Source organism: Pseudoalteromonas sp. AOP31-A2-14 (genome assembly GCF_052378035.1).
In the GTDB taxonomy this organism is placed as follows: domain Bacteria; phylum Pseudomonadota; class Gammaproteobacteria; order Enterobacterales; family Alteromonadaceae; genus Pseudoalteromonas.
In genome coordinates this window covers 1,011,364-1,034,964 of record NZ_JBQSXI010000001.1, presented here as the reverse complement: position 1 = coordinate 1,034,964, position 23,601 = coordinate 1,011,364, and the positions used below count along the sequence as shown (strand labels likewise).

Below are 23,601 nucleotides of genomic sequence, written 5' to 3'. Positions count from 1 at the left end.
AAAAACGAGGCTTTTAATTAAAAGCCCCGTTTTTATTTTGTATTACGTAAAGAGGTAAAATCTAAAACACCACCGCTTTACCTCGCCCCGATGCCTCTGATGCGGCATCAAGCTTGCCATTATTGTTAATAATTACATGCATATCGCCAAATCGCCTTTCATCTAAACTGTAGCCCATTTTTTCAAGCGCGTTTATTACTTGCTTATCAAGCCCTGGATGATAACGGATCACATTTTTAGGCCATAATTGATGATGAAAACGTGGGCTATTCACTGTTTTCTCGGCGCTCATATTAAATTCAACCGCATTTAAAATAGACTCATAAACCGAGCTAATAATCGTTGTGCCACCAGGAGAGCCGGTAACCATTTTTACTTTATTATCTTTAAGTAAAATAGTCGGTGTCATCGAGCTAAGCATACGCTTATGTGGCTGAATTTCGTTGGCTTTACCGCCTATAGCGCCAAATACATTCATCACTCCGGGTTTTGCGCTAAAGTCATCCATTTCATCATTAAGTAAAAAGCCAGCCCCTGTTACTACCACCCCACTGCCAAAACCTAAATTAATGGTTGTGGTATTAGCAACTGCATTACCCCACTTATCAACAATTGAAAAATGCGTAGTTTGCTCACTTTCATATAGGCCCGGCTTGATGTCCTCAGTATTCGAAATTTTATCGGGTGTAATAGTACTGCTACGCTCCTTAAGGTATTCCATAGCTAACAGCTCTGTTTTTGGTACCTCATAAAAATCAGGATCACCTAAATACTCAGCTCGGTCAGCAAATACACGCTTACCAATTTCAGCTAGTAAATGAATATAAGAGACTGAATTATTTGCAAGTTTGTCGCTTGGTTTAATTAACTCATACATTTTTAACCACTGTAAAATAGCGATACCACCTGAACTTGGCGGTGGAGATGTTAAAACTTCATAACCATTCCAGTCAGCTTTAATGGGGGTACGTGATTTTGCTTGGTAAGCTTTTAAATCTGCTTGTGTAATTATGCCACCATGCTCATCCATAAAGTCAGCAATAATTTTGGCCGTTTTACCTTCATAAAACCCAGCTTTACCTTGTTCGCGGATACGCTTAAGAGTCGCAGCTAGTTCTGGTTGCTTAAAAACAGTATTGGCTTTTGCCAAAGCAAAGTGCTCTGCAAAGTTAATATTCACCTCTTTTTTAGCCATACGAGTAATATAACGCTCAATACTGCTAGCTAATTTAGGGTGCACAATAAAGCCATTTTCAGCCAATTTTACCGCTGGGGTTAGCAACGTATTCCATTTTAAAGAGCCATGTTTTTGATGAGCCAACCACATGCCCGCAACACTCCCGGGTACGCCACTGGCATGAATGCCGTAGACCGATTTATTGGTAATAACATCTCCTTTTTTATCAAGATACATATCGCGATGCGCTGCACTTGGCGCGGTTTCGCGGTAGTCAATAAAATCACCTTTACCGTCTTTTTGAATCAACATGAAACCACCACCACCAATATTACCTGCTTCAGGCAAAGTGACTGCTAATACAAACTGCGCAGCAATAGCAGCATCAACTGCGTTGCCACCTTGCTCTAATATTGCTCGCGCAGTATCACTACTGTAGCTATCAGGCATAGCAACCGCTGACTGCGCTGATGCATCAGCTTTTGCCATTACATTCACTTGCAACTGAGCTAAAATAATACCCAGCAATAGGCTACGTTTAATTATTAAATACATATCCGATCCCCTTTAACTTTTATTATTCTAATAAATAGATACGTTGTGGTGTATACCATAAAACCGCAAACAATACGTTAACGCTCGTTCGATATAAAACTGCCAGCGACTCACTTTCATCATCTTTACGGGTGTATTTATGAATGTCATACCCAACTTGGTCATAACTTTAATTGGCGCTATATTATCTTTGAGTGTAGTGGCGCTCAGTGTTTTTACATCACTTTGTTTAGCCACTTCTTTAGCCTGCGTAATCGCCGCCTCTCTAGCATAACCTTTACCTCAACTGACACGGTTAAAACGCCAACCAATTTCTATATTACTGCAATCTATATTGCCCGAATTTAAGCCTTCACAAAACCCCATCGGTCAAATAAGCACCCAACCAATAAAAGCATCATCTGCAACTGTATTTACTTGCCAAATGCCTTAGCCTTTTTGTTCGTTACAAATAAGCCTGCATACGCGGCATAAAACCTTCTTCAATGATTTTCATAGAGCTCACCTGACCTCGACTAAGATATTTTATAACAGCGGGATAGTTATCGAGATCAAATAACAACGACGCCACGTGTTCATCCATTAACTTAAAAAAGGCGTGTTGTTCTAGGTACATTCATTTTTTATCGCCTATACTAAACTTAGTTTAATAACTCCATTAGAGATCAAGTATGAATAAATTAGTAAGTTTACTTTTATTAGGGGCCGTTGCCCTTACTGGCTGTGAAGACGCAAACGAAGTTAAAAAAGACACTGGCGAAGCTAAAGAAGAAGTAAAGCAAGCATTCAACGATGCATGGGATGATGTTAAAGATACGAGCAATGAATTTAGTGACAACTCGTTTCAAGAATTACTCGATGAAAGTAAAGCGCTTGGTTTAGACATGTACGACGATGGTAAAAAAGTAGCCGTTGATGCCTGGATTGAAAGTAAAGAAGCTGCAGGCGAGCTGAGCGAAAAAACCAAGCAAAAAGCAAAAGAACTCGCTGATGAGTTACGCGAAGCACGTGAAAAACGCGAACAAGAAAAAAACAACTAATAACACTTTTTGGCTAAAATATTTTGTATAACTACCTTTCATCTGTCCCCATGTGGGCCAATGAAAGGTAGAGCCAAAAATAAACTAAAGCATTGTGCAGAAGAGGTAGAAAAGAAGTAAACACCTTTTAGTAATAGTCACTTTACCAAAAAGCGCATACTGACAATTACCTTTTTAACTTAAAGTCACCTCGTGAGCGAAACTACAGCTTTGCGCCTAAAATTGTATAGAAAAACCAAAACTGCCTTACTTCCATAAATGATAAAATAATAGCTCTACCATTTTCACTTTAGTAAAGTATCAAAAGTTTATTTAACTATAGAGACTATGTTTCTTTATCGGCTTTTCGTTTATAGTACAAACCTTGCGCAACCATTAAAAATACAGCCGCTATTGAAATTCCCAATATACTTAAAGTCGATAATGTTGTATTGGCTAAAAACATAAATAAAAAAGCGAGTACACCGATAACCGGGGCAAGGATAAATGAACGTTTTGCTTTTTCTTCGGAATTTAAATTCCACCAAAATAATTTATTCATAAAAGGGTTCCTTTTATTGAGGAATATTTATAACACATCATTAAGGGAGGGAAATAATAACAATATTAAGATAATGATAAATGTTTTATTATTTCCCGTAAATAATTATGCACTGTTATTCTACTATCAAATTATCAACGTGACTTGGAGTTACAAAAAGTGAAATGATGTTTGAATCACACAATTTATCAGCGGCCAGTACCGAGCTCTGTTACATTAAACCTGATGCGATAATTTTTTATTATTCCATCAAGCTTAGCGCTTAAGGTTATGCTATTCATTATTGTTCAGCTGAGCCAACACTAACTTCTTAACAACTTTACACCTAAGCATTTAACTTAGTCCCCCATTAAATAATAATTAATTATAAAACTTGAGCTATGGCGATACAGTATCTGCCGCACAGCTTTTTAATGGCTTATTTTCTGACATATCAATGATCAAACATCTATCCGCCATACCATGGCTTAAATTATCATATAAACTAAACGCTTGAGTTAAAGCGGATTTTAATTGACAAATATTCTTTGTCGTTTTTTCTTCGTTTGAAGCATTGTTAACACAGTTACCATCAGAGTGAAGTAACTTAGCCATAATTTCATACGTTTTTTGATCTTGTTTTGATATATCTACAAATGCTAATGAGCCAGCATTACGGACTAAGTAAAAGTCAGATATAAAATCCAGTACAGTCCTAGTCTGCAAGCTTTGCAATTTTGCTGTAGAGACTAAGTTTTGCTCAACATCGAATAAAGTGATGACCTCAAGTAGCGACATTTGAAGTACGTTATTACGAAAGTCCGAAGGCCATTCACGAGGGATAAAGCGCCATTTAGCGAGCTCGTGTAAATGTATTTTACTGAAACTCTGATAGTTTTTAGCTGCTAAAATGGATTTGTCCCATGCTTGCTCAGGCTTATTACTTTTCAGGTATTTGTGCTCTTTTTCATAGGCATTAAACAGTAAATTAAACTGCATCACTTTATCTATCGTGACCGTATCAACTTTTGCTAACTGTTTATTGAGCGTGACTAACTTATAAGCAGGGCGATACGCTGCGATAGAAGGTGCTTGTATATTAAATAATGTATTATGTTCACTCTCGATGACCGACGTGTCGTTCATATGCATATGCCCACCAATATGCAGTTTTAAACCTGTTTCGGCGAGTAGTTTTCGAGTATCACTACTAGGCTCTCTGGCTAACTGAAAACCCGAATCACCAAATAGCGATTTAATCGACTGCGTTTGCCCATCGTAAAATTCTCCCATCGGAAAATGACTAAACGCTACCAATGTTTTATTTTGCTTTTTAGCACGTTCAACCACTTTTGTGATCCATTCTAATAAAAAAGGCTTTTCTGTCAGTACCTTGTTATAACCGGCATTACCTGAGCCTTGAAAAACCATAGCGCCATTTTTAAGTTTCGGGATATATACATTGGCATCTATAGCAAGCAACCAAAGTCCCTTAACAGGCTCAACTAAATAACTAGTATCAGGTACTTGCTTGCAACTGGCTTTGTCATTTTGTGCGCATTGTGAATAGCGGCGTTGAGCCAGTGAACCAGCTTTACCAAAGGGTGTTTCCCACAGTAAATCACGGCTATCTGGTAATAAGCCAAATGCTCCCATTATTTCAACGATTTCTTTATAACCTGCATGGGCTATTTTATCACTGCATATCAACCCATGACTTTTTTTGTAGATGCTTCACAACGAGGGTGATCGGTTGAGTAAATAGCAAGATGTTTTGCATCAGGTCCTAAAAAATCAGCTTTGCCGCCTGGGCTTTTAAAGGGTGTAACTGGGTCATGATTACCAGGAATAGCAAAAAAACGCATGCCATGATTTTTTTCGTAATCATCAAGAATAGCTTTTAAGCCCTGTAAATGTATTGGTTGACCGTCATCAGTAAAATCCCCCGGTAGTGCGACTAGCTTTACCCCCTTAGCGGCAATATCATCTAGTGTGGCAATAAGTGCAAAGTAATTTTCATTAAATAAACGAGTTGAGTGAATCTGCGCTTGCATACTGCGAATACTCACAGGCTTATTTCCTTTACCCAATTCAATGCCTTCGAACCCTTCAGCTGAAAAGTCACCATAAATATCATGAAAGTGAATATCCGGCACAAAGGCTATCTGAGTATTACTTAGTGAAGTAGCATGTAATGCTGTCGTGAAGCAAAGTATCAAAGATAAAAATAACTTCATAAAAAATGCCCTGCAATTGCATTAAAAACGAAAAAGCTGGGAGCATACTGCTCCCAGCAACTTAAAGTTATGTAATTAAAAAATAGCTCGAAAGCCTAGCGATACACGTCGGCCAGAGAACTCATACATAGTCGGAAAAGCTGGATCAAGTGTATAACCTTTGGTTTCTTCGTCAGTGATATTAATACCTTCAAGCGTTACTTTCATAGAGTTATTGATGTTGTAGCCTAATGAAACATCTGTTTGGCCATACGCATCACGATAAACTGGGTACATATCAAGCTCAATATACTCTACATACTTGTCTTTATAGTTATACGAAATACGCGCATCAAAACTCTCATTTTCATAATAGAAAGTCAGATTAAAGGTTTCATCAGCTAGGCCTTCAGGTGGTGTTGGAATACCTAAATCAGATGAGCCCGTTAACGAGTTATCAAGTGTCGTGTAGTTTGCGTTTATACCAAAGCCATCTAGTAAATTGTGAAAGCGTACAAATGGGATTTGTGCGACAAACTCAACGCCACTTACATCATACGCCCCCTCAGCATTCACTTTTTGATAAACATCAAAGTCATATACACCATCAACAGTTCCGTTATCATTGTATTTAGTCACCCCCTCAACTACACCGGTGAGAGATTCGCGAACAACACCTTCTATTTCTTTTTCAAAGTATGAAACAGCAAGTATCCCCCCTTCTTCTAAATACCACTCTAGCCCTACTTCCCACTGGTCGGCATAAGTTGGTTGAAGATCGGGGTTTCCATCACGATATTTAAATTCACTCAAACTGACAGTACGCTTATACGCAATGTCAGTAAGAGCAGGACGCATTAGTGTTTCAGAAGCCGCTGTACGAAGAATTAGGTCATCATTAAGCTCAAGGGTAAAGTTAATACTTGGCAGTAAATCGGTGTAATGACCATTTTTTGATACAGGCTCTGAGGTGTAGTTTGTCGAACCATCATCATTTTGAACCTGATGATAACCTGATGAGTTTACATCGGTATCAATATAGCGCACGCCTGTATTAAGCGTTGCCGGCATATCACCAATATCAAAAACAAAGTCAGCCATTGCGTAAATTGCTGTTGTTTTCTCTTCTACTTGATAGTACTGATCTTCTTCAAAGTCGACTCCAAAGCCTTCGTACCTAAGTTGATCGCGGGCATAACTATTTGAAATCTGACTCCAACCTTGCTTAGATGGCACTTCAGATAAATACTCACCACCATTTACAAGATCTGTAATATTAGTCAGTTCACTATCAGCTAAGGTACGCGTGCCAACCCAAGAAGTATCACCTGCTGATGGGCCTGTCACACGATTAGACCCATAATTACGTTCTTTTGATTTATCAGTATATCGCGCACCAAATTGCACCTTAGATAATGCAGGGAAAAACGCTAAATTTAACTGGCGAGTAAAGTCTAATTGCGCAGCATATTTATCATCTGAGATAGCCTCACGATTCACTTCGTTGTAATCAAATAAATAAGCTTCAGGTGAGTTATACATATCAAAGGTATCTGCGCTGTCACTTGGGATAGTCTCTGCGCCGGTACTTGTATAACGTGAACGTGTTGCACGATAAGCTGTGTGTTTTAAGTTTGTAGACTCAATTGATTTATCTGCACCACTGTAGCCAAATAAGCCATTAATATCCCACTGGCCAACGATCCAATCCATAGCAATGCTAAATTGTTGGTAGTCTGTATCACTGCTATTTTCTTTACTTAAAAACTCATGCTGAGTCGCTGCATAGTCAACATCGGTCAAAACAGTAATACCATAATCACTCAAGGTTGAACTATCGTATTGATTAACACGCTCTAAAGAACTAACACTTGAAGCCGCATAGGCAGCAGCATCGTACTCATCTTCATGATCATCAAAACTACCTAGTAACCCATCAAAAGTTAAACTAAATTCACTGCTCGGTTTATATTGTAATGAAAGCGTTGCACCCCATTTTTCTTGCTCCGTTAAGTAAGAGCGATCGCCTACTTTATTTAAAAATACCACTCGGCTGGTTTCATCGCTGTCTAGGCGATCATTAATCGTAATTCCCGTATCTCGCTCTAGTACATCAGCGGCTTGGTCTGCCTGCCACTGTGATGAGCCTGACTTTTCTAACCAGCGTGAAAGCGGCCGAAAATCTATTCCTGAGTTACTATCAGTTCGGTTTGTTCGCTCTGAGTAAGCTATCGAAGCAAGAGCCCCCCAATCACCAAACGTATCACTGGCTAAAAATGCAAACTTAGGATCTGTTTGTTCAGAGATCTCATTGTAAGCACCTTCAAAGGAGGCAACCATTTTGCGTCCTTCGTAATCAAATGGTCGCGCGGTGGTAATTGCTACAGAGCCTGCAATCCCCCCTTCTTCATCTGCAGCTGTGGGTGATTTTTTTACAGTAACACTTTGAATAATTTCAGAAGCAAACATATCAAACTCAACATCACGACCACCGCTGCCTGACGCCGTTGCTAAGTTGTTTATTGATACAAATGTAAATTCGCTCGGTAAGCTACGTACATTAACCTTTTGACCTAATCCCTTATTGCGCTCAATAGTTACACCGGGCATACGTTGTAGTGCTTCAGCTAAATTTTGCTCGGGGAAATCAGCAATATCTGACGCCACTATCGAATCTGAAAAACCTATGTTTTCGCGTTTTAAATCTATCGCTTTTTCTAAACTCTTAATGTAACTACCCGTTACGACGATTTGCTCCATCGCTTGTTCTTTATTTTCATTGTCTTGTGCATATGCAGGTACGACGAACAGTACGCTTAACGCTAGTGCTAAAGGTGATAATGTAAAAACTCGCTTAGTCATCATGCTCTTCCTGTTGTAGATATTACGACTTTAAATTGATTTCGCTTCTAATGACGCAGCTTAAAATTAATAGGGGACGTTTTTATTCGATGAAGTTTTTGTGTCGGTTTTACGACACCAGCATCATAAAAATGTAATCAAAACATCATAAAAAGGTGTCACCTATACTCTAGAATGAGCGTCTATTGAAAAAACAAAATGTTATAGATAACGATAAAAACAATGCCGCAAACACAGATATCGCCATCACTAACAAATGAACAGAGGCAACAAAATAAACCACTCGTAAAATGTTTTATTGCCAACCAAGATACATTGAAAAGCTTTTTTTTCCGCGGGGTCGGTGAAGGCGCTGATGCTGATGACTTATTTCAAAAACTGCTAATGAAAGCATTAAAAATGGAATGCACTACTCATATTGATAACCCATTAGCCTATGGGTATCGCATGGCGCACCATTTAATTGTTGATCATCATAGAGAGAAAAATAAATATCCCGAGAGCCTAGAATATGAGCCTGAAAGTAACGATCTTTCCCTTGAAAACCTACTTGAATATGAACAGCGGCTACGTATCTATCAGCAAGTATTAACTCAAATGCCAGCCTTACGTAGAGATGTGTTTATTCGAAGACGCTTACATGGAGAAAGCCGCCAGCAAATATCGAAAAGTTTAGGGTTGTCCGAAGAAGCTGTAAAAAAGCATATTTCGCGCGCGATGGATATGCTTAAAGAGGCTATCAGCGGATTTATCACCAGCTAATTGTCCCCTTAAAGTACATTAAGTCGTTATATTAATAGTAAAGACAGATAGAGATATTCAATGCATACTCCATTCAAACCTGACGATGCAAGTAATGAACAACTCGATAAACAGATTTGGCAAGACCCTGCACTCATCGAAGCATTGCAAAAAGTGGATTCACAGCAAAAGTCAGATGAACATATAGTAATTTCACCTCGTAAAAAAAATAATTTATTGATATGGGCAAGCGCTGCGGCCGCATGTTTAATTATGGCGTTTATAGGCTTAACCCAGTTAAATCCGCCAGTATCACCAAAAGCTCCCATCCTTGTTGCAGCACAACAATATGTTGCAACTGAAGCATCTGATATTACTTTATCGGATGGCACCGAGGTGGCGTTAAATATTCAAACTAGCTTACAGTATCACGGCAAGATCATTATAAATTGAACTTATAGAGCAAGTAGTGATCAGATCAAGGCATAATAATTACTTGGTCGCATAAATATGAGCACTACTTTTCTGAAACATTTTAATTCAATTACAGATCCTCGCATTGAACGTTGTAAAAAGCATGAACTTATCGATATTCTTCTCCTTGCTATTAGCGCTGTACTCTCTGGTGCAGAAGGATGGGAAGATATTGAAGACTTTGGGCACCTAAAGCTTGATTGGTTAAAAAAATACGGCACGTTCAACGCAGGAATTCCAAAACATGACACGATTGCTCGCGTCATGTGTCGGTTAAAAGCAAATGAAATAGAAAGGGCATTTCAATCTTGGATATCATCACTGATTGAAACTACAGGTGCAGATATCATCGCTATCGATGGCAAAACCGCACGGCGTTCATTTACCACAAAAGACAGAAAAAGTGCCTTACACACGGTCAGTGCATGGAGTTGCCAACACCAGTTAGTGCTTGGGCAGACGGCTGTTGATAATAAAACAAATGAAATCACCGCAATACCAGAATTACTCACCCTGCTCGATATTGAAAACAGTATCATTACGTTAGATGCGATGGGATGCCAACAAGAAATAGCAAAACAAATCATCCAACAAAAAGCAGATTATATTCTTGCACTTAAAGGTAATCATTCAGGCATGCAAAAGGAACTAGAAGCGTGGTGGCACAAGTGCGAGCGTGAAAGGTTAACTAAGCATAATTGTGATGAACATACCGAAATAAGCTCAGGACATGGGCGTGTTGAAACACGTACATGCCAGCAGTTACTTATAGATAAAAGCTGGCTAGGCAAGGATTATCGTTGGCCTGGCTTAACGAGTATTATTAAGGTCAGGGCTGAAGTTCATGATAAGTCGGCAGGGTCGGATACCACTGAAACACGCTGGTATATAAGTTCATTAGACTTAAATGCAGCGCAAGCACTCAATGCAGTACGCAGTCACTGGCAGGTTGAAAGCATGCATTGGATGCTTGATATGAACTTCAGAGAAGATGAATCGAGAATACGCAAACTTCAAGGGCCATTAATGTTTAATGTAATGCGAAAGATAGCCATGGCGCTTTTTAAACAAGATGCATCTAAGTCAGCAAGTATGGCGAGGAAAAAGAAAATGGCAGGGCTAGACGATGATTACCGCTCAACCCTGCTAGAGTCTGGGATTAAAATGCGCTAGCCGTGCTTACAGTATAAGGAAAATGGTAAAACCAGGCAGGCGACCCTAAGTAAAGGAGAAGCATTCTTTTCAGTAAAGCGTGACGAACAGCGCCTATTTACTATTAATACTAGCAACGCAATTATCAGCGTGTTAGGTACCGCTTTTAATGTTGATAAAACACTTAATGAAACCATCATTGATGTGTTTAATGGCACAGTTGCTGTAAATACATCAGATAACTCACAACAAGTGGAACTAGTTAAAGGTCAACGTGCACGTGTCACCGATAATAATATTGTTGTTACTACATTTAAAACAACGCAACCTGACTGGCAACTAGGCTGGCTAGATTTAGAAAATGTAACAATCAACGATGCAGTTTTTCAGCTTAATCGTTATACCAAAAAACCATTAGTGTTAAATAATGTTGATACTGACTTGCGTGTTAGCGGACGTTTTAAAACTACCGATATTGTGGGTGCAGCTAAATTAATAGCACAATTAAACCAGCTTGAAATTAATAATTTTGACGACAGTGTTGTATTGACTCCTATTGAACAATAGTTGGTTATATTTACACCTCAATTTAGGCCATTGTCATAAGTTAGTCATCTAAACTATTCACACTAGAAGTTTAATGAAATTGAAGGGTCGTTCATAGATGTTACGTATAAGCTGTTTATTATGTGTAGCACTTACAGGCTTTAGTTTTACAACGAAGGCAACGAACTCAAGTTTAATAGAGCAACTTACCCGTTTGTCAGAACAATATAATACGGCATTAATTTACGATACCCAATTACTCAAGGGCTTGGCGCAAGAATCAACCCAGGGTATAACGCTCGAAAGCACACTTAATAAATTACTGAAACCTCATCGATTAAGCTGGCTAAAAACAAGTGATGGTATTGTTATTTTTAATGCTCCAACCTCAAAAAAAGTGTCTCCATCAGTTACAAAAGATAAATTATTAGAAGAAGTCACGGTGATCGGTCAGTTACCTAAAGTTCACCCTACACAGATTTCTAATACAAACTACCAGCAGGCTGTAAGTTATGCGCAACAAGTAAAAAGTGATTATGCCGGTGAGAGTGAAGTTGCTATAGGTGCTATGCTGAAACAATTACCAGCCGAAAACCTAGCCGAAACATTACAAGCCGTACCAGGTTTGAGTATCACTCGTGATCGAGGTGAAGCACTTAACATTAATGCCATGGGGTTAGGTCCTGAATACCAACTAACGCTTTTTAATGGCCGCCGCCTAGCTAATACAGAAAATGTACGTAACTCAAATCAGTATGGGCAGCAACATAGGTTTGATATTTTCAGCGCTGGGTTATTTTCAAATATCACGGTATTTAAAACCACAGATCCAATCTTGCCAAGTGGCGCTATAGGGTCAACTGTAAATTTATTAAGCGATGATCCGTTGGCATATGAAGAAAATAATCTAGAAGTAATGTTAACCGCAGCAACTTTAGAAGGTGACCGTAATTTTCAACCGAGCTTCGGTTTAACCGCTAATGGCAAAAGCGATAACATAGGTGTTATTTTCAAGATAAACTACGAAAACCGCCTACAACACCAATATCAGTTTGAAAGCTGGCACTGGGGTGACAATAGTGATGCCCCGAGTAAATATCAGTGGCCAGAATTAGACGATAACATTTTAGTGCCTACAGATGGTTTAGTAATAACCATTGAAGAGGAAGATCGCACTCGCGCCACTTATTACGGTGCTTTAGCATGGCAAGTTTCTGATCATTTAACGCTCAACACTCTTTGGTTCAGGTCCGATACTGACTTTTCGTTTGATGAACATAGACTAGGCATAAACCCTCAGAGTCAGGGTGCAATAGGCGAGATTTCAACGCCACAAAATAGTATAGATGAGTTCTACTTTAATAATGTAAATGCTAAAACCAGTCGTGAAGAGTCCAACCTATATTATGCCAATCAAACGGTGCAAGTTAACGCGCGTTGGCAACCAAATGAATATATCCCCTTATCACTTTCTCCTTTTTATAGCCGTAGTGAAGCAAAAAGTGAAACAAAAGATCCTATTACAAGAGTGCATGCTGCACTTTCTCCTATGGATGCCTACGTTGATTTACAAACTGACGCTGTAAATGACTACCGTTTTAACCAGAATTTAGGCCTTGTTAGTAGCTATTCACATATCAATCAAATGAGTAAACGAACTATCAATGTGCTTAACCGAGTGAGTGAATGGGGAGTTGATGGCAGCTGGGAAAGTGCAACTGATTCTGGTTTTCAGCATTTACAATTTGGTTTTTTAAGTTCAACACAACAGTATAGCTATACCCGCAGAGATATTAGTTTAGATGCCCAATCTTTAAACGCTCTACCTAAATTAGATGGCCGCTGGCTTGAACCCTTACAGAATGGTTTTAATGCTGGTTTTATAAACTCAGAAGTACAATCGTGGCTGATCCCAAAAAGCAATTTATTTCAGCTCTATGATATTAATTTACCGTTTAAAAATGTTAGTGATAACGATCACCTTAATAGCTATGAAGTCAGTTTTGAATCAAATGAGGGGTATTTATCTTCGCAGTGGCAATTAGCAAACGTTACTTTAAACGCAGGGCTACGTTACAGTGATACATTAAATAAAACGCAAGGCGCTCAGCTTACAACTGATGGTGAGTTAGCACCTTTGAATCACTACCATCATCATAATACCTGGCTACCTTCAATTAATATTAAGTGGCAACCATCAGTATATTGGCAATGGCGAACAAGTTATAGCCGCTCTATTAATCGGCCTAATTATTCGGACCTTAATCCCAAGCTGCATGTAAACTCCGGTGGTTTACCCTATGCCGAGCTGGGTAACCCAAATTTAGAGCCCGTTATTGCTAATACCAGTACACTTTCAGTTAATTGGTTACAAGAGGACTCAAGCCTACAGCTTCTAGCATTTAATCATAATATGGATAATTTTATAGTCGAACAAACTAAAACGATTAACTATCAAGGGCTAAATTATATTTCACTACAACATAGTAACAATGGCGAAGCGACAGTGAATGGTTTGCAGGCTAGTTCACAATGGCAGCTGCCGCCATACAGCCCATGGTTTTTACAAAGCCAATTATCTGCAAACCTAACTCATATAACAAATGCTGACGTTATAACCCCAAATGCAAATAACTTTGCTGTTGAAGGGGTCTCAGATTGGGCTGGTAACCTGCGCTTTTTAGTCAGTGATGATAAATGGCAAGCCGCAATTAATATAAACTATCGTAGTGACTTTTTAGAACATCGAGATATCAGTAATAACGCTGATACCTATGTTGAAGATCACACCAGTACCGACTTAAGTTTCAGCTGGTTTTACTCAACCAGCGCGAGTCTTCGCTTAGATGTATTTAATGTCACCAATGAAACCCTTACCCGCAGCGCCAAAACTAACAACACTAGTTCCTTAATGAAAATCGAAGAATTTGGCCGCCGTTTTGTCGTGAGCCTGTCATTAAAAATATAAATTTTCCTGAGGAACATTCTCTTTAGCCCCGCTTAACAAAATATTCGTTAAGCCTCACTATAAATCCACTGGTATGCAGGTATTAAGTACCTAAGTATTGGAAAGTCTATAAGCACATATGCAAGTCAACTAATCGCAGCAAGTGTAAATTTAAACTGGATTGCAAAGAATGGCGGACAAGCATCAAAATGCTAAAAAAACACGATGGTAATGTAGGTGGTAATGAAGTAGCTGAGATGCACCGATACTATCTAATAAATTAAAATTATCGCTGATTTATATTGAATTCCATAAAAAAAGCCCTGTAATTCATTGAATTATAGGCCTTGAATATGGTGCGGTTGGGGGGACTTGAACCCCCACGCCCTAAAGCACTACCCCCTCAAGGTAGCGTGTCTACCAATTCCACCACAACCGCATTTTAAAACTTTGTCTTTAGATGTTAAATTCTATAATTTATTTGAGGAATATATCATCTAACTTGTTTAGTGTTCACTAAACTAATTTGGTACGTCAGAGCTTTGTTCTTTACTATCACTAACAGGCACATCATCATCTGCTGGAGTAATTGTTTCTACAGCCGGTGCTGCTTCAAGATTTTCCCACTCGTCTGTCTGTTTAATTTGCCCTGTCGTTAAGTTACCCAATACAAGGCTTAACACAAAAAAGATTGTTGCTAAAGTTGTTGTAGCTTTAGTCATAAAGTTACCCGCACCTGAAGAACCAAAAACAGTTCCTGACGCGCCAGCACCAAATGAAGACCCCATATCAGCGCCTTTACCTTGTTGGATTAAAACCATACCCACTAAAGCTAAAGCGACAATTAAATAAACTACTAGTAAAATTTCGTACATCTTATACGGTCCCTTTTGCACTTTCACAGATGGCAGTAAATGAGTCTGCTTTTAGACTAGCGCCACCAATAAGTCCGCCGTCTATATCTGCTTGTGCAAATAATAATTCGCTATTTTTTTCGTTAACGCTGCCACCATAAAGGATAGTCAGCCCTTGTGCTAAATCACTGTCATTGGCAGCAATTTTGTCACGGATAAATTTGTGCACTTGCTGTGCTTGTTCAGGCGATGCAGTCTGACCTGTGCCAATGGCCCAAACGGGCTCGTATGCTACCACAGAATCTTTCAATGCTGCTAGGCCTAATTTGTCGATTACCGCATCAATTTGTGCGCCAACCACTGATTCAGTCTCACCTTGCTGTCGCTGCTGTTCACTTTCACCTACACATAAAATAGGCGTTAAACCTACTTGTTGTGCACGAGAGAATTTGTCAGCCACAACGTCATTACTTTCACCATATATGCTGCGGCGCTCAGAATGACCAACTAAAGTGTATGTTGCCCCTAATGCTTTAATAAGCTCAGCGTCCACTTCACCGGTAAATGCGCCAGCTTGATGCTGAGAAACAGTTTGCGAACCGGTTGTTAAACCACTATCAACCACAGCTGTTAATAATGGAAAGGGTGGAAATACCACAACGTCCAATTCTGTTGATTTTACGTTGTTAATTGCTTTTGACAATTCCGTGACCAGCTCTAATGAGCCATTCATCTTCCAGTTGCCTGCGACCATTGGCTTGCGTGTTGCCATTTTTCCACTCCACATTAGAAAGCGGGCGAGATATTAACTCGACTCACCCAAAGTTACAAGAGGTTATTGTTATCAACCAGTTTGTTTGCTCATAGATTCGACAACTGTAGCAATTTTTTGTGCACTATCGAGTACCATTCTTTCCTGTGCTGCTTCTACCATCACCCGTACAACCGGTTCGGTACCCGACTTACGTAATAAAACACGTCCTTTACCTGCCAGTTTTTGTTCAACATCAGCAACTGCAGCAAGTACTTCAGGAGCTGTTGTAGGGTCTGTACCCTTGGTATAGCGCACGTTGATCATTTTCATTGGGTATTTAGTAAAACCTGCGCCTAAATCTTTTAAAGTACGGTTCTGCGCCACCATTGCCGCTAATACTTGTAAACTTGAAATAATACCATCGCCAGTACTTATCAAATCAAGGTTCAAGACATGCCCTGAACTCTCCCCGCCAATTTTCCAATCTTTTTCTTGCAGTAGCTCCATCACATAACGGTCACCCACTTGGCTTCGAGCAAACTCAATGCCTTTTTCTTTCAAGGCATTTTCAAGCCCCATATTTGACATTACCGTACCAACCACACCGCCACCGAGCATATCATCACGGGCAGCTTGGCAAGCAATAATATAAACAATATCATCACCATCAAATACGCGGCCATTATGGTCAACCATCATCACTCTGTCGCCATCGCCATCATAAGCAATACCCACATCGGCCCCCAGCTCTAGCACTTTACGTTTTAAAGTATCTACGTGAGTTGCACCACAATCAGCATTAATATTGACGCCGTTAGGCTCACAGGCATGGCAAATCACTTCTGCACCTAGTTCACGCATTACTAAAGGCGCAATATGATAGGTCGCGCCATTAGCGCAATCTAATACGATTTTTAGCCCTTCTAAGGATAGCCCTTGTGGGAATTGACTTTTGCAAAACTCAATATAACGACCATCGGCACTTCCTAGTCGGCTCGCTTTACCCAACTTATCAGAGGCAACACAGCTCATTGGCTCATCCAGCATGGCTTCTATCTCAAGTTCAACGTCATCTGCAAGCTTTAAACCATCTCCAGAAAAGAATTTAATACCATTATCATGATAAGGATTATGTGAAGCGCTGATCACAATGCCCGCTTCGGCACGAAACGTTTGGGTTAAATAAGCAACAGCAGGAGTTGGCATAGGCCCAAGTAATACCACATCAATACCTGCAGCAATTAAACCAGACTCAAGTGAAGTCTCTAACATATAACCAGAAATACGAGTATCTTTACCAATAATTACTTTTTTAGTGCCATTTTTAGAAAGCACCCGCCCTGCAGCCCAGCCTAGCTTCAATGCAAACTCTGGGGTTATTGGGTACTCGCCAACCATGCCACGCACACCATCGGTACCAAAATATCTTCTAATTCTGCTCATCTTTAATTCCTTGTTCGCATGCTTGCCAAACAGCAAGCGCATCTGCGGTTTCTTTTACATCATGTACACGTATAATTTTTGCGCCATTTTGCGCCGCAATAAGCGCCCCGGCTAAGCTACCTGCTAAACGCTCGTCACTTTGTCTATTTAATAAATTACCTAGCATGGACTTACGTGACAACCCTGCTAATACCGGTAAATTAAAACTGTTGAAATCATTAAATTTAGCCAGTAGCTGGTAATTATGGCTCAAGGTTTTGCCAAATCCAAAGCCTGGATCGAGGATAATCCGTGCGTGCTGAATGCCCGCTGTTTCACACGCCTTTATGCGCTCGGCAAAGAATTGCTTTATCTGCTTAAATATATCATCGTAAAGTGGGCTTTTTTGCATACTGCTTGGCTGCCCTTGCATATGCATCAAACACACAGGCACATCACAAAAGGCTGCAACCACTTCGAGCGCACCTGGCTCTTGCAATGCCCGCACATCATTAATGATATCAGCACCCGCTTCAATGGCTTGACGCATCACTTCACTTTTACTGGTATCAATGGAAATAATACAATCGTTCAACTTACTGTTTTGATGATTGCGTATTGCTTTAATCGTTGGGATCACACGGGCTAGTTCATCTTCGAGGCTTACACTAGGAGCCCCGGGTCGCGTAGATTCACCACCAATATCAAGAATAGTTGCGCCATCGTCTAAGAGAGTTTTAGCCTGAATGACAGCGTTGTCGGTCTTATAGTATCGACCACCGTCTGAAAAGGAATCAGGAGTGACATTCAAAATCCCCATAATCACTGGGGTATCGAGGTGTAAAGAACGGCCTCGGGGTAAGCTAACAATGGTCATTTATCACCTTCAATACATCCATTGCATTGATACTTATACGTTATTAAATTAATTACAAAAAAGCCCCGACCAGCGGGGCTTTTGGATTAGCTATTTTAACGTTTATTCAGCTTTATCATCAAGATTTGTTTCATCTTTTTCTGCTGATTTATCGTCTTTTTCAGCAATTGCCTCTGCTTCTTTAGCTTCTTCTGCAGGTGGCTTCTTGTCTGAATCATCATCACGACGGTCATGGGCATCACGCGGTTCACGAACCGGTTCACGAGCCATTAAATCGTCAATTTGCTTGGCATCGATTGTTTCATACTTCATTAATGCATCTTTCATTGCATGTAGAATATCGATGTTTTCTTTTAGAATGTTTTCAGCGCGTTCGTAGTTACGATCTGAGAGTAAGCGAACTTCAGTATCAATTACTTTTGCTGTTTCATCTGACATGCTCATAGAACGGCCACCGCCACCCATGTACATTTCATTTTGATCTTCAGCGTAAAGTAACGGCCCTAATTTTTCACTTAAACCCCACTGTGTCACCATTTTACGCGCGATGTCAGTTGCACGTTCAATATCATTACTGGCACCAGTGGTGACTTTTTCTTCACCATAAATAAGTGCTTCAGCGATTCGACCACCGTATAAGCTAGAGATCATCGATTCAAGCAATTCTTTTGAATGGCTAACACGGTCTTGCTCAGGCAAGTACATCGTGACACCTAAAGCGCGACCGCGAGGAATAATCGATACTTTATAAACAGGATCATGCTCTGGTACGAAGCGTCCAACAATTGCGTGGCCCGCTTCGTGGTATGCCGTCATCGCTTTTTCTTGCTCGCTCATCACCATGGTCTTGCGCTCTGCGCCCATCATGATTTTATCTTTAGCGGCATCAAACTCAGCCATACTAACGACACGCTTATTACCTCGAGCAGCATAAAGTGCGGCTTCGTTAACTAAGTTTGCTAAATCAGCACCAGAGAAGCCTGGAGTACCACGAGCAATAACACTCGCTTCTACGTTGTCGCCTAATGGCACTTTACGTATGTGTACTTTTAAGATTTGCTCACGGCCACGGATGTCAGGTAAGCCAACCACAACTTGACGGTCAAAACGACCTGGACGAAGTAATGCCGGATCCAGCACATCAGGGCGGTTAGTCGCAGCAATTACGATAATACCTTCATTACCTTCAAAACCATCCATTTCAACGAGCATTTGGTTTAGTGTTTGCTCACGCTCATCATTACCACCACCCATACCAGCGCCACGTTTGCGGCCAACGGCATCGATTTCATCAATAAAGATGATACAGGGTGCGGCTTTTTTAGCTTGTTCAAACATGTCACGTACACGTGATGCACCAACACCAACAAACATTTCTACAAAGTCAGAACCTGAAATAGTAAAAAATGGTACTTTTGCCTCACCGGCAACGGCTTTAGCTAGTAAGGTTTTACCCGTACCAGGTGGACCAACCATTAATACGCCTTTAGGAATACTACCACCGAGCTTTTGGAATTTTGATGGGTCACGTAAAAAGTCCACCAGCTCAGTAACGTCTTCTTTGGCTTCATCGCAACCAGCAACATCAGCAAAAGTGGTCTTAATTTGGTCTTCACTCATTAAGCGTGCTTTACTTTTACCGAATGACATTGCACCTTTACCGCCACCGCCTTGCATTTGACGCATGAAGAATATCCAAACACCTATTAGCAGCAACATTGGGAACCAAGAAATTAAAATACTGGTTAAGAATGACTGTTCTTCGGGTTTAACCCCTTTGACATTTACATCACTTTTAAGCAAATCATTTAAAATATCTTTGTCATAAACTGGCATAATCGTTTGAAAACGTTCGCCGCTTGATTTAATACCTGTGATCGTACCGCTGGTACGTTCAATAGATACTTCTTGTATAGAGCCACTACGTGCCTCTTTTACAAATTGACTGTAACTAGTTTGACGATCAACTTGATCGCCGCCATTAAAGCTCTGAAAGACTGACATTAGCACAACTGCAATAACCAGCCAGAGTATTAGATTTTTCGCCATATCGCTCAAGGGGTTAACCTCTTGTATCCAATTAATTTAAATTCATCTTAACGCCTGACAACTGTACTACAGTTTGTAGCCTGTCGCTACTATATATACTTCACGTGATCGTGCTCGTGATGCGTCGGGCTTACGTATCTTCACTGTTTTAAAGCTATTTCGGACATCTTTTAAGTATTGCTCAAAGCCTTCACCTTGAAAAACCTTGACTATAAATGCACCGTTTTTCTTCAATACCTGGTTGCACATATCCAGCGCTAACTCTACTAAATACATGCTACCAGCTTGATCAACTGAGCTATTACCACTCATATTTGGTGCCATATCTGAAAGCACCACATCTACATTTTTACCATCAATACGTTTTAATAACGCATCAAGCACTGCTTCTTCACGAAAGTCACCTTGTAAAAAATCAACGCCCGCTAAAGAGTCCATAGGCAAAATATCACATGCAATAACTTGGCCTTTATCACCCACCTTTTCAGCTAAGTATTGCGACCAACTACCCGGCGCGGCCCCTAAATCAACTACCGTCATCGCGGGGCGCAATAATTTATCTTTTTTTTGAACTTCATCAAGTTTAAATACTGCTCGAGAACGCCATCCCTTCTTTTGGGCCTCATGAACGTACTGATCATCAAAATGTTCTTTCAACCAACGCTGTGAACTGGCCGAATGTTTTTTATTTGCCATAAATTAACACGCAACTAATTAGTAATATTGTCTAGATGGCGTTAGAATACCCTTAATTCAAGCCATATTCAGTAAAATTTGTAACTACATGAAATTATCTAACAAACAAAAGCAGTTTTTAAAAGGTCAAGCCCATAGTCTAAAGCCTGTGGTTTTATTAGGTGCCAACGGTCTAACCGAAGGTGTTTTAGTTGAAATTCAAAGTGCATTAGAAATTCACGAATTAATTAAAGTCAAAGTACCGACTGACGATCGTGAAACTAAATCTTTAATTTTTGAAGCAATCACCAGAGAAACCGGCGCACATAAATTGCAAACAATTGGCCACACTATTGTACTTTATCGCCAAAGTGAAGAAAAAAAGATTCAGTTACCACGTACTTAATCTTTAATAACACAAAAAAGCCAGCGCCATAGCTGGCTTGTTTGTGTCTATAATTTATTTGATAAACGACCATTTTTTGTCCTTTCAGCCGCTGTACTTATGCCTCGTTGCAACGACAATAAATTAAAGAACAAACTGAAAATAAATATATTATATTTCACTTCAATTATTATTATTTGCCAGCACGACATGCTTGTAATCAAGCACGCGGTTAATAAATTCAGTGGTAAGCTCATTAATTAAACCTGTTTCAGCATTTAAAATCAGGCTAAAGCCAATATTTAAATGCGGCAAAATTACTAAGTCACTGCGATACCCTTGAACCCAACCACTATGATAATACATTGTTTCATTATCATAATTATAAACACGCCAGCCTAAGCCATAATAGGCATCTTTTACATGCCCACGCCAGACACGCCAGCGCATTTCTTTTTTTGTATGGGTGTAAGGGCGTGTTTGCGCTGCCAATGCATCTTTTGACAATACACTAGGGTAAAGCCCAAGCTGTGCTTTTAACCAAATAGCCATATCGCTGGCGCTTGCGTTAACACCGGCAGCAGGGCCTACTTTGTAGTAATTTGCCTTTAAGCGCGCGGTGTGCCAACGCTTACGCCCTTTGACATGAGGTAGAGCATAATTTTCATCAGCGACCATAGCATCATACCCTAAGCTCGCATCTTGCATTTGTAAGGGCGCAAAAATAAACTCATTCAGCCAGGTTTTATAATTCATATTAGTACTTTTGGTGATCACATCATCAATCAAGCTAAACATCACATTTTGATAGCCATAACACTGTCCGGGCTTACAAATAGGTTCAACTGCCAGTAACTTAGCAACGATATCAGGATACTTCATCCGCGACTCAATTAAATTATCGTACGCATTAGGCACCAATCCACTGGAGTGGCTTAAAATATGAAAAACTTTGAGATCATCTTTATAGACAGTATTAGCAAAACCTGGAATATACTTACTAACCGGATCATCTAAGGAAAATTTACCTTGGCTAGCTAGTTTAGCAGTTAGTGACCCTGCGAATGTTTTAGAAACCGACGCTAAACGAAAGCGAGTATGTTCGTTAACCGCCAACCCCTTGCCACGCTTTGTTAATCCCCATCCTTTAGTGAAACTGAAGTCTTTACCATTAACAATGGAAATTGCGGCACCGGGTATTCCTTTACTTGCAAGCTTTCGTTCTAGATAACGATTGTAGTCACTGATAAACGATTGCCAGCCGGGATCGCTGGTCTGAGCAACTATTGAAAAGCTACCGACCAACAATATTAAAAAAAAAGAAAACTTCATATACTTCATATTTTGTTATTTTCATCTTTTTAAGAGGTTTCTTAGTATATAATACCATGAACTTTTATTAGGACTAACGTACAATGTCGGCAACATTGTGTTTTCAAAAGGTTGTAAAGTGTATAATCGTTTTTTCACTATTTGTGCTTTCTCATTGTTTTCAACTGGTTGTGCTGTTTCACCGGAGCCAGCTGCGTTATTAACAATGCCAGAAAAACCGTTATTAAAAAGTAAAACTTACCAAGTAATGTATAAAACTGAGCATAACTCACCCAAAGTTAAGTCGGTACAATTGCCTGCACACCAAATTAAGCGTAATCAAACAGTGTCAATTTCTGCAGATAAAGCCAGTGTTACAGACACCCTATACACACAAATTAGTGACGCGCTAAAAGAAAAAAACCTCAAGGTTATTAAATCTAAGCAAGCAGACTTTACACTTTCAATACATCAGCTTGATTTGAATTTAGTCGAGGATACTGAATACCCTATTTATACACCCGAGAAGCCATTTTCATTATTTTATGAAATTGCCAGTCAATATCCAGCCCAACAATGTGCGACAATTAATGCACAAGTAAGTATGCGCTTAACTCATCGCGCATCTGGTGATGTAGTGTGGTTTGCAAAGTCATCAATAGATAGTGCTAGCTTTCATCGTGAGGCGCTTATTTATGACTTTACCGAAGAAGAGACTATCACCAATGAACTTGAGGTGGCCTCTTTTATTCACCAGCAAAATACTGACCAGGCACGCCTAGCACGCGCAAACAAAACAGTTTCTACACCTAATTACCAGACAATTGCTAAAGTTAGTAATTTAACCAAAGTTCAGGGGCCTTGCGATCGTACAGAAGTCAGTGCTTTAACACCGATGATGCAGTATTATTTAAGTAGTATTTTAATTGATAAAATTAAAGTCCAATAAATAAAACACAACCAAGACATTCGCAGCAAGCACGACTCTTGCTGCTTACTACACTTTTTTACAGATTCTAGTCACCCTTTAACAATATAATATGC

General features: G+C 39.8%; 21 protein-coding genes, 1 tRNA gene and 1 pseudogene. 8 read left to right on the top strand and 15 right to left on the bottom strand.

Annotated elements, in window-relative coordinates; all coding sequences use genetic code 11:
• Positions 1 to 61: 61 nt before the first annotated feature.
• The 3 genes from ggt to ACT3S9_RS04835 all read right to left on the bottom strand — a co-directional run bounded on the left by ggt (position 62) and on the right by ACT3S9_RS04835 (position 2,348).
• Entirely contained in the window at positions 62 to 1,666 is a 1,605-nt protein-coding gene (ggt, locus tag ACT3S9_RS04845; protein WP_441836288.1) for a gamma-glutamyltransferase, read from the bottom strand.
• A gap of 93 nt (positions 1,667 to 1,759) precedes the next feature.
• Positions 1,760 to 1,969, bottom strand: a complete 210-nt coding sequence (locus ACT3S9_RS04840; RefSeq protein WP_441836284.1) for a hypothetical protein — start codon at positions 1,967 to 1,969, stop codon at positions 1,760 to 1,762.
• Positions 1,970 to 2,177: 208 nt separating this feature from the next.
• On the bottom strand, positions 2,178 to 2,348 hold the full coding sequence (locus tag ACT3S9_RS04835; protein ID WP_441836283.1) for a hypothetical protein: 171 nt from the start codon (positions 2,346 to 2,348) through the stop codon (positions 2,178 to 2,180).
• A gap of 55 nt (positions 2,349 to 2,403) precedes the next feature.
• Here ACT3S9_RS04835 and ACT3S9_RS04830 point away from each other — a divergent pair, with 55 nt between their 5' ends.
• Positions 2,404 to 2,772 carry a hypothetical protein gene (locus ACT3S9_RS04830; RefSeq protein WP_441836282.1) on the top strand — a complete coding sequence of 123 codons (369 nt, stop codon included), beginning with the start codon at positions 2,404 to 2,406 and terminating at the stop codon, positions 2,770 to 2,772.
• Between the two features lie 325 nt (positions 2,773 to 3,097).
• Here ACT3S9_RS04830 and ACT3S9_RS04825 read toward each other — a convergent pair whose 3' ends face one another.
• The 4 genes from ACT3S9_RS04825 to ACT3S9_RS04810 form a co-directional block, all read right to left on the bottom strand.
• The gene (locus ACT3S9_RS04825; RefSeq protein ID WP_441836281.1) at positions 3,098 to 3,313 is read right to left on the bottom strand and encodes a hypothetical protein; all 216 of its coding nucleotides are present in this window, start codon (positions 3,311 to 3,313) and stop codon (positions 3,098 to 3,100) included.
• 378 nt (positions 3,314 to 3,691) lie between these two features.
• Positions 3,692 to 4,948 (bottom strand): hypothetical protein, encoded by a 1,257-nt coding sequence (locus ACT3S9_RS04820; RefSeq protein ID WP_441995887.1) that lies wholly within the window; start codon positions 4,946 to 4,948, stop codon positions 3,692 to 3,694.
• Positions 4,949 to 4,998: 50 nt separating this feature from the next.
• Positions 4,999 to 5,529, bottom strand: a complete 531-nt coding sequence (locus ACT3S9_RS04815; RefSeq protein WP_441836598.1) for a metallophosphoesterase family protein — start codon at positions 5,527 to 5,529, stop codon at positions 4,999 to 5,001.
• 75 nt (positions 5,530 to 5,604) lie between these two features.
• Positions 5,605 to 8,373, bottom strand: coding sequence for a TonB-dependent receptor (locus tag ACT3S9_RS04810; RefSeq protein ID WP_441993529.1), 2,769 nt, complete (start codon positions 8,371 to 8,373; stop codon positions 5,605 to 5,607).
• Positions 8,374 to 8,592: 219 nt separating this feature from the next.
• Here ACT3S9_RS04810 and ACT3S9_RS04805 point away from each other — a divergent pair, with 219 nt between their 5' ends.
• The 5 genes and pseudogenes from ACT3S9_RS04805 (at position 8,593) to ACT3S9_RS04785 (ending at position 14,251) form a co-directional block, all read left to right on the top strand.
• A complete protein-coding gene (locus ACT3S9_RS04805) occupies positions 8,593 to 9,132 on the top strand; it encodes an RNA polymerase sigma factor (protein WP_444750796.1) in 540 nt (179 codons plus the stop codon).
• A gap of 60 nt (positions 9,133 to 9,192) precedes the next feature.
• On the top strand, positions 9,193 to 9,564 hold the full coding sequence (locus ACT3S9_RS04800) for a hypothetical protein (RefSeq protein WP_444750795.1): 372 nt from the start codon (positions 9,193 to 9,195) through the stop codon (positions 9,562 to 9,564).
• A 57-nt stretch (positions 9,565 to 9,621) separates the two neighbouring features.
• On the top strand, positions 9,622 to 10,758 hold the full coding sequence (locus ACT3S9_RS04795) for an ISAs1 family transposase (RefSeq protein ID WP_008466968.1): 1,137 nt from the start codon (positions 9,622 to 9,624) through the stop codon (positions 10,756 to 10,758).
• A gap of 30 nt (positions 10,759 to 10,788) precedes the next feature.
• Positions 10,789 to 11,304 (top strand): annotated as a pseudogene (locus ACT3S9_RS04790) (FecR family protein); the annotation flags it as partial.
• 97 nt (positions 11,305 to 11,401) lie between these two features.
• The gene (locus ACT3S9_RS04785) at positions 11,402 to 14,251 is read left to right on the top strand and encodes a TonB-dependent receptor (RefSeq protein ID WP_441993100.1); all 2,850 of its coding nucleotides are present in this window, start codon (positions 11,402 to 11,404) and stop codon (positions 14,249 to 14,251) included.
• A gap of 333 nt (positions 14,252 to 14,584) precedes the next feature.
• Here the strand turns inward: ACT3S9_RS04785 and ACT3S9_RS04780 are convergent.
• From ACT3S9_RS04780 to rlmE, 7 genes are all read right to left on the bottom strand, one after another.
• Positions 14,585 to 14,669: transfer RNA gene (locus ACT3S9_RS04780), tRNA-Leu, on the bottom strand.
• Between the two features lie 82 nt (positions 14,670 to 14,751).
• Positions 14,752 to 15,105: a preprotein translocase subunit SecG gene (gene secG, locus ACT3S9_RS04775; RefSeq protein ID WP_441836140.1), complete on the bottom strand. Its 354-nt coding sequence runs from the start codon at positions 15,103 to 15,105 to the stop codon at positions 14,752 to 14,754.
• A 1-nt stretch (position 15,106) separates the two neighbouring features.
• Positions 15,107 to 15,856: a triose-phosphate isomerase gene (gene tpiA, locus ACT3S9_RS04770; protein ID WP_441836141.1), complete on the bottom strand. Its 750-nt coding sequence runs from the start codon at positions 15,854 to 15,856 to the stop codon at positions 15,107 to 15,109.
• A gap of 72 nt (positions 15,857 to 15,928) precedes the next feature.
• On the bottom strand, positions 15,929 to 17,281 hold the full coding sequence (gene glmM / locus ACT3S9_RS04765; RefSeq protein WP_441836142.1) for a phosphoglucosamine mutase: 1,353 nt from the start codon (positions 17,279 to 17,281) through the stop codon (positions 15,929 to 15,931).
• Entirely contained in the window at positions 17,268 to 18,137 is an 870-nt protein-coding gene (folP, locus tag ACT3S9_RS04760; RefSeq protein ID WP_441836143.1) for a dihydropteroate synthase, read from the bottom strand. The genes glmM and folP overlap by 14 nt, the downstream gene beginning before the upstream one ends.
• Positions 18,138 to 18,239: 102 nt before the next feature.
• On the bottom strand, positions 18,240 to 20,186 hold the full coding sequence (gene ftsH / locus ACT3S9_RS04755; RefSeq protein WP_441836144.1) for an ATP-dependent zinc metalloprotease FtsH: 1,947 nt from the start codon (positions 20,184 to 20,186) through the stop codon (positions 18,240 to 18,242).
• Between the two features lie 66 nt (positions 20,187 to 20,252).
• Complete coding sequence (rlmE, locus tag ACT3S9_RS04750) at positions 20,253 to 20,882, bottom strand: 23S rRNA (uridine(2552)-2'-O)-methyltransferase RlmE (protein WP_441836145.1); 630 nt, start codon at positions 20,880 to 20,882, stop codon at positions 20,253 to 20,255.
• 88 nt (positions 20,883 to 20,970) lie between these two features.
• Here rlmE and yhbY point away from each other — a divergent pair, with 88 nt between their 5' ends.
• Entirely contained in the window at positions 20,971 to 21,267 is a 297-nt protein-coding gene (gene yhbY / locus ACT3S9_RS04745) for a ribosome assembly RNA-binding protein YhbY (RefSeq protein ID WP_441836146.1), read from the top strand.
• Between the two features lie 162 nt (positions 21,268 to 21,429).
• Here yhbY and ACT3S9_RS04740 read toward each other — a convergent pair whose 3' ends face one another.
• Positions 21,430 to 22,587, bottom strand: coding sequence for a serine hydrolase domain-containing protein (locus ACT3S9_RS04740; RefSeq protein ID WP_441993334.1), 1,158 nt, complete (start codon positions 22,585 to 22,587; stop codon positions 21,430 to 21,432).
• Positions 22,588 to 22,696: 109 nt separating this feature from the next.
• On the opposite strand from ACT3S9_RS04740, the gene ACT3S9_RS04735 reads away from it, so the two are divergent.
• Positions 22,697 to 23,506 (top strand): hypothetical protein, encoded by an 810-nt coding sequence (locus ACT3S9_RS04735; RefSeq protein ID WP_441836025.1) that lies wholly within the window; start codon positions 22,697 to 22,699, stop codon positions 23,504 to 23,506.
• Positions 23,507 to 23,601: the final 95 nt, after the last annotated feature.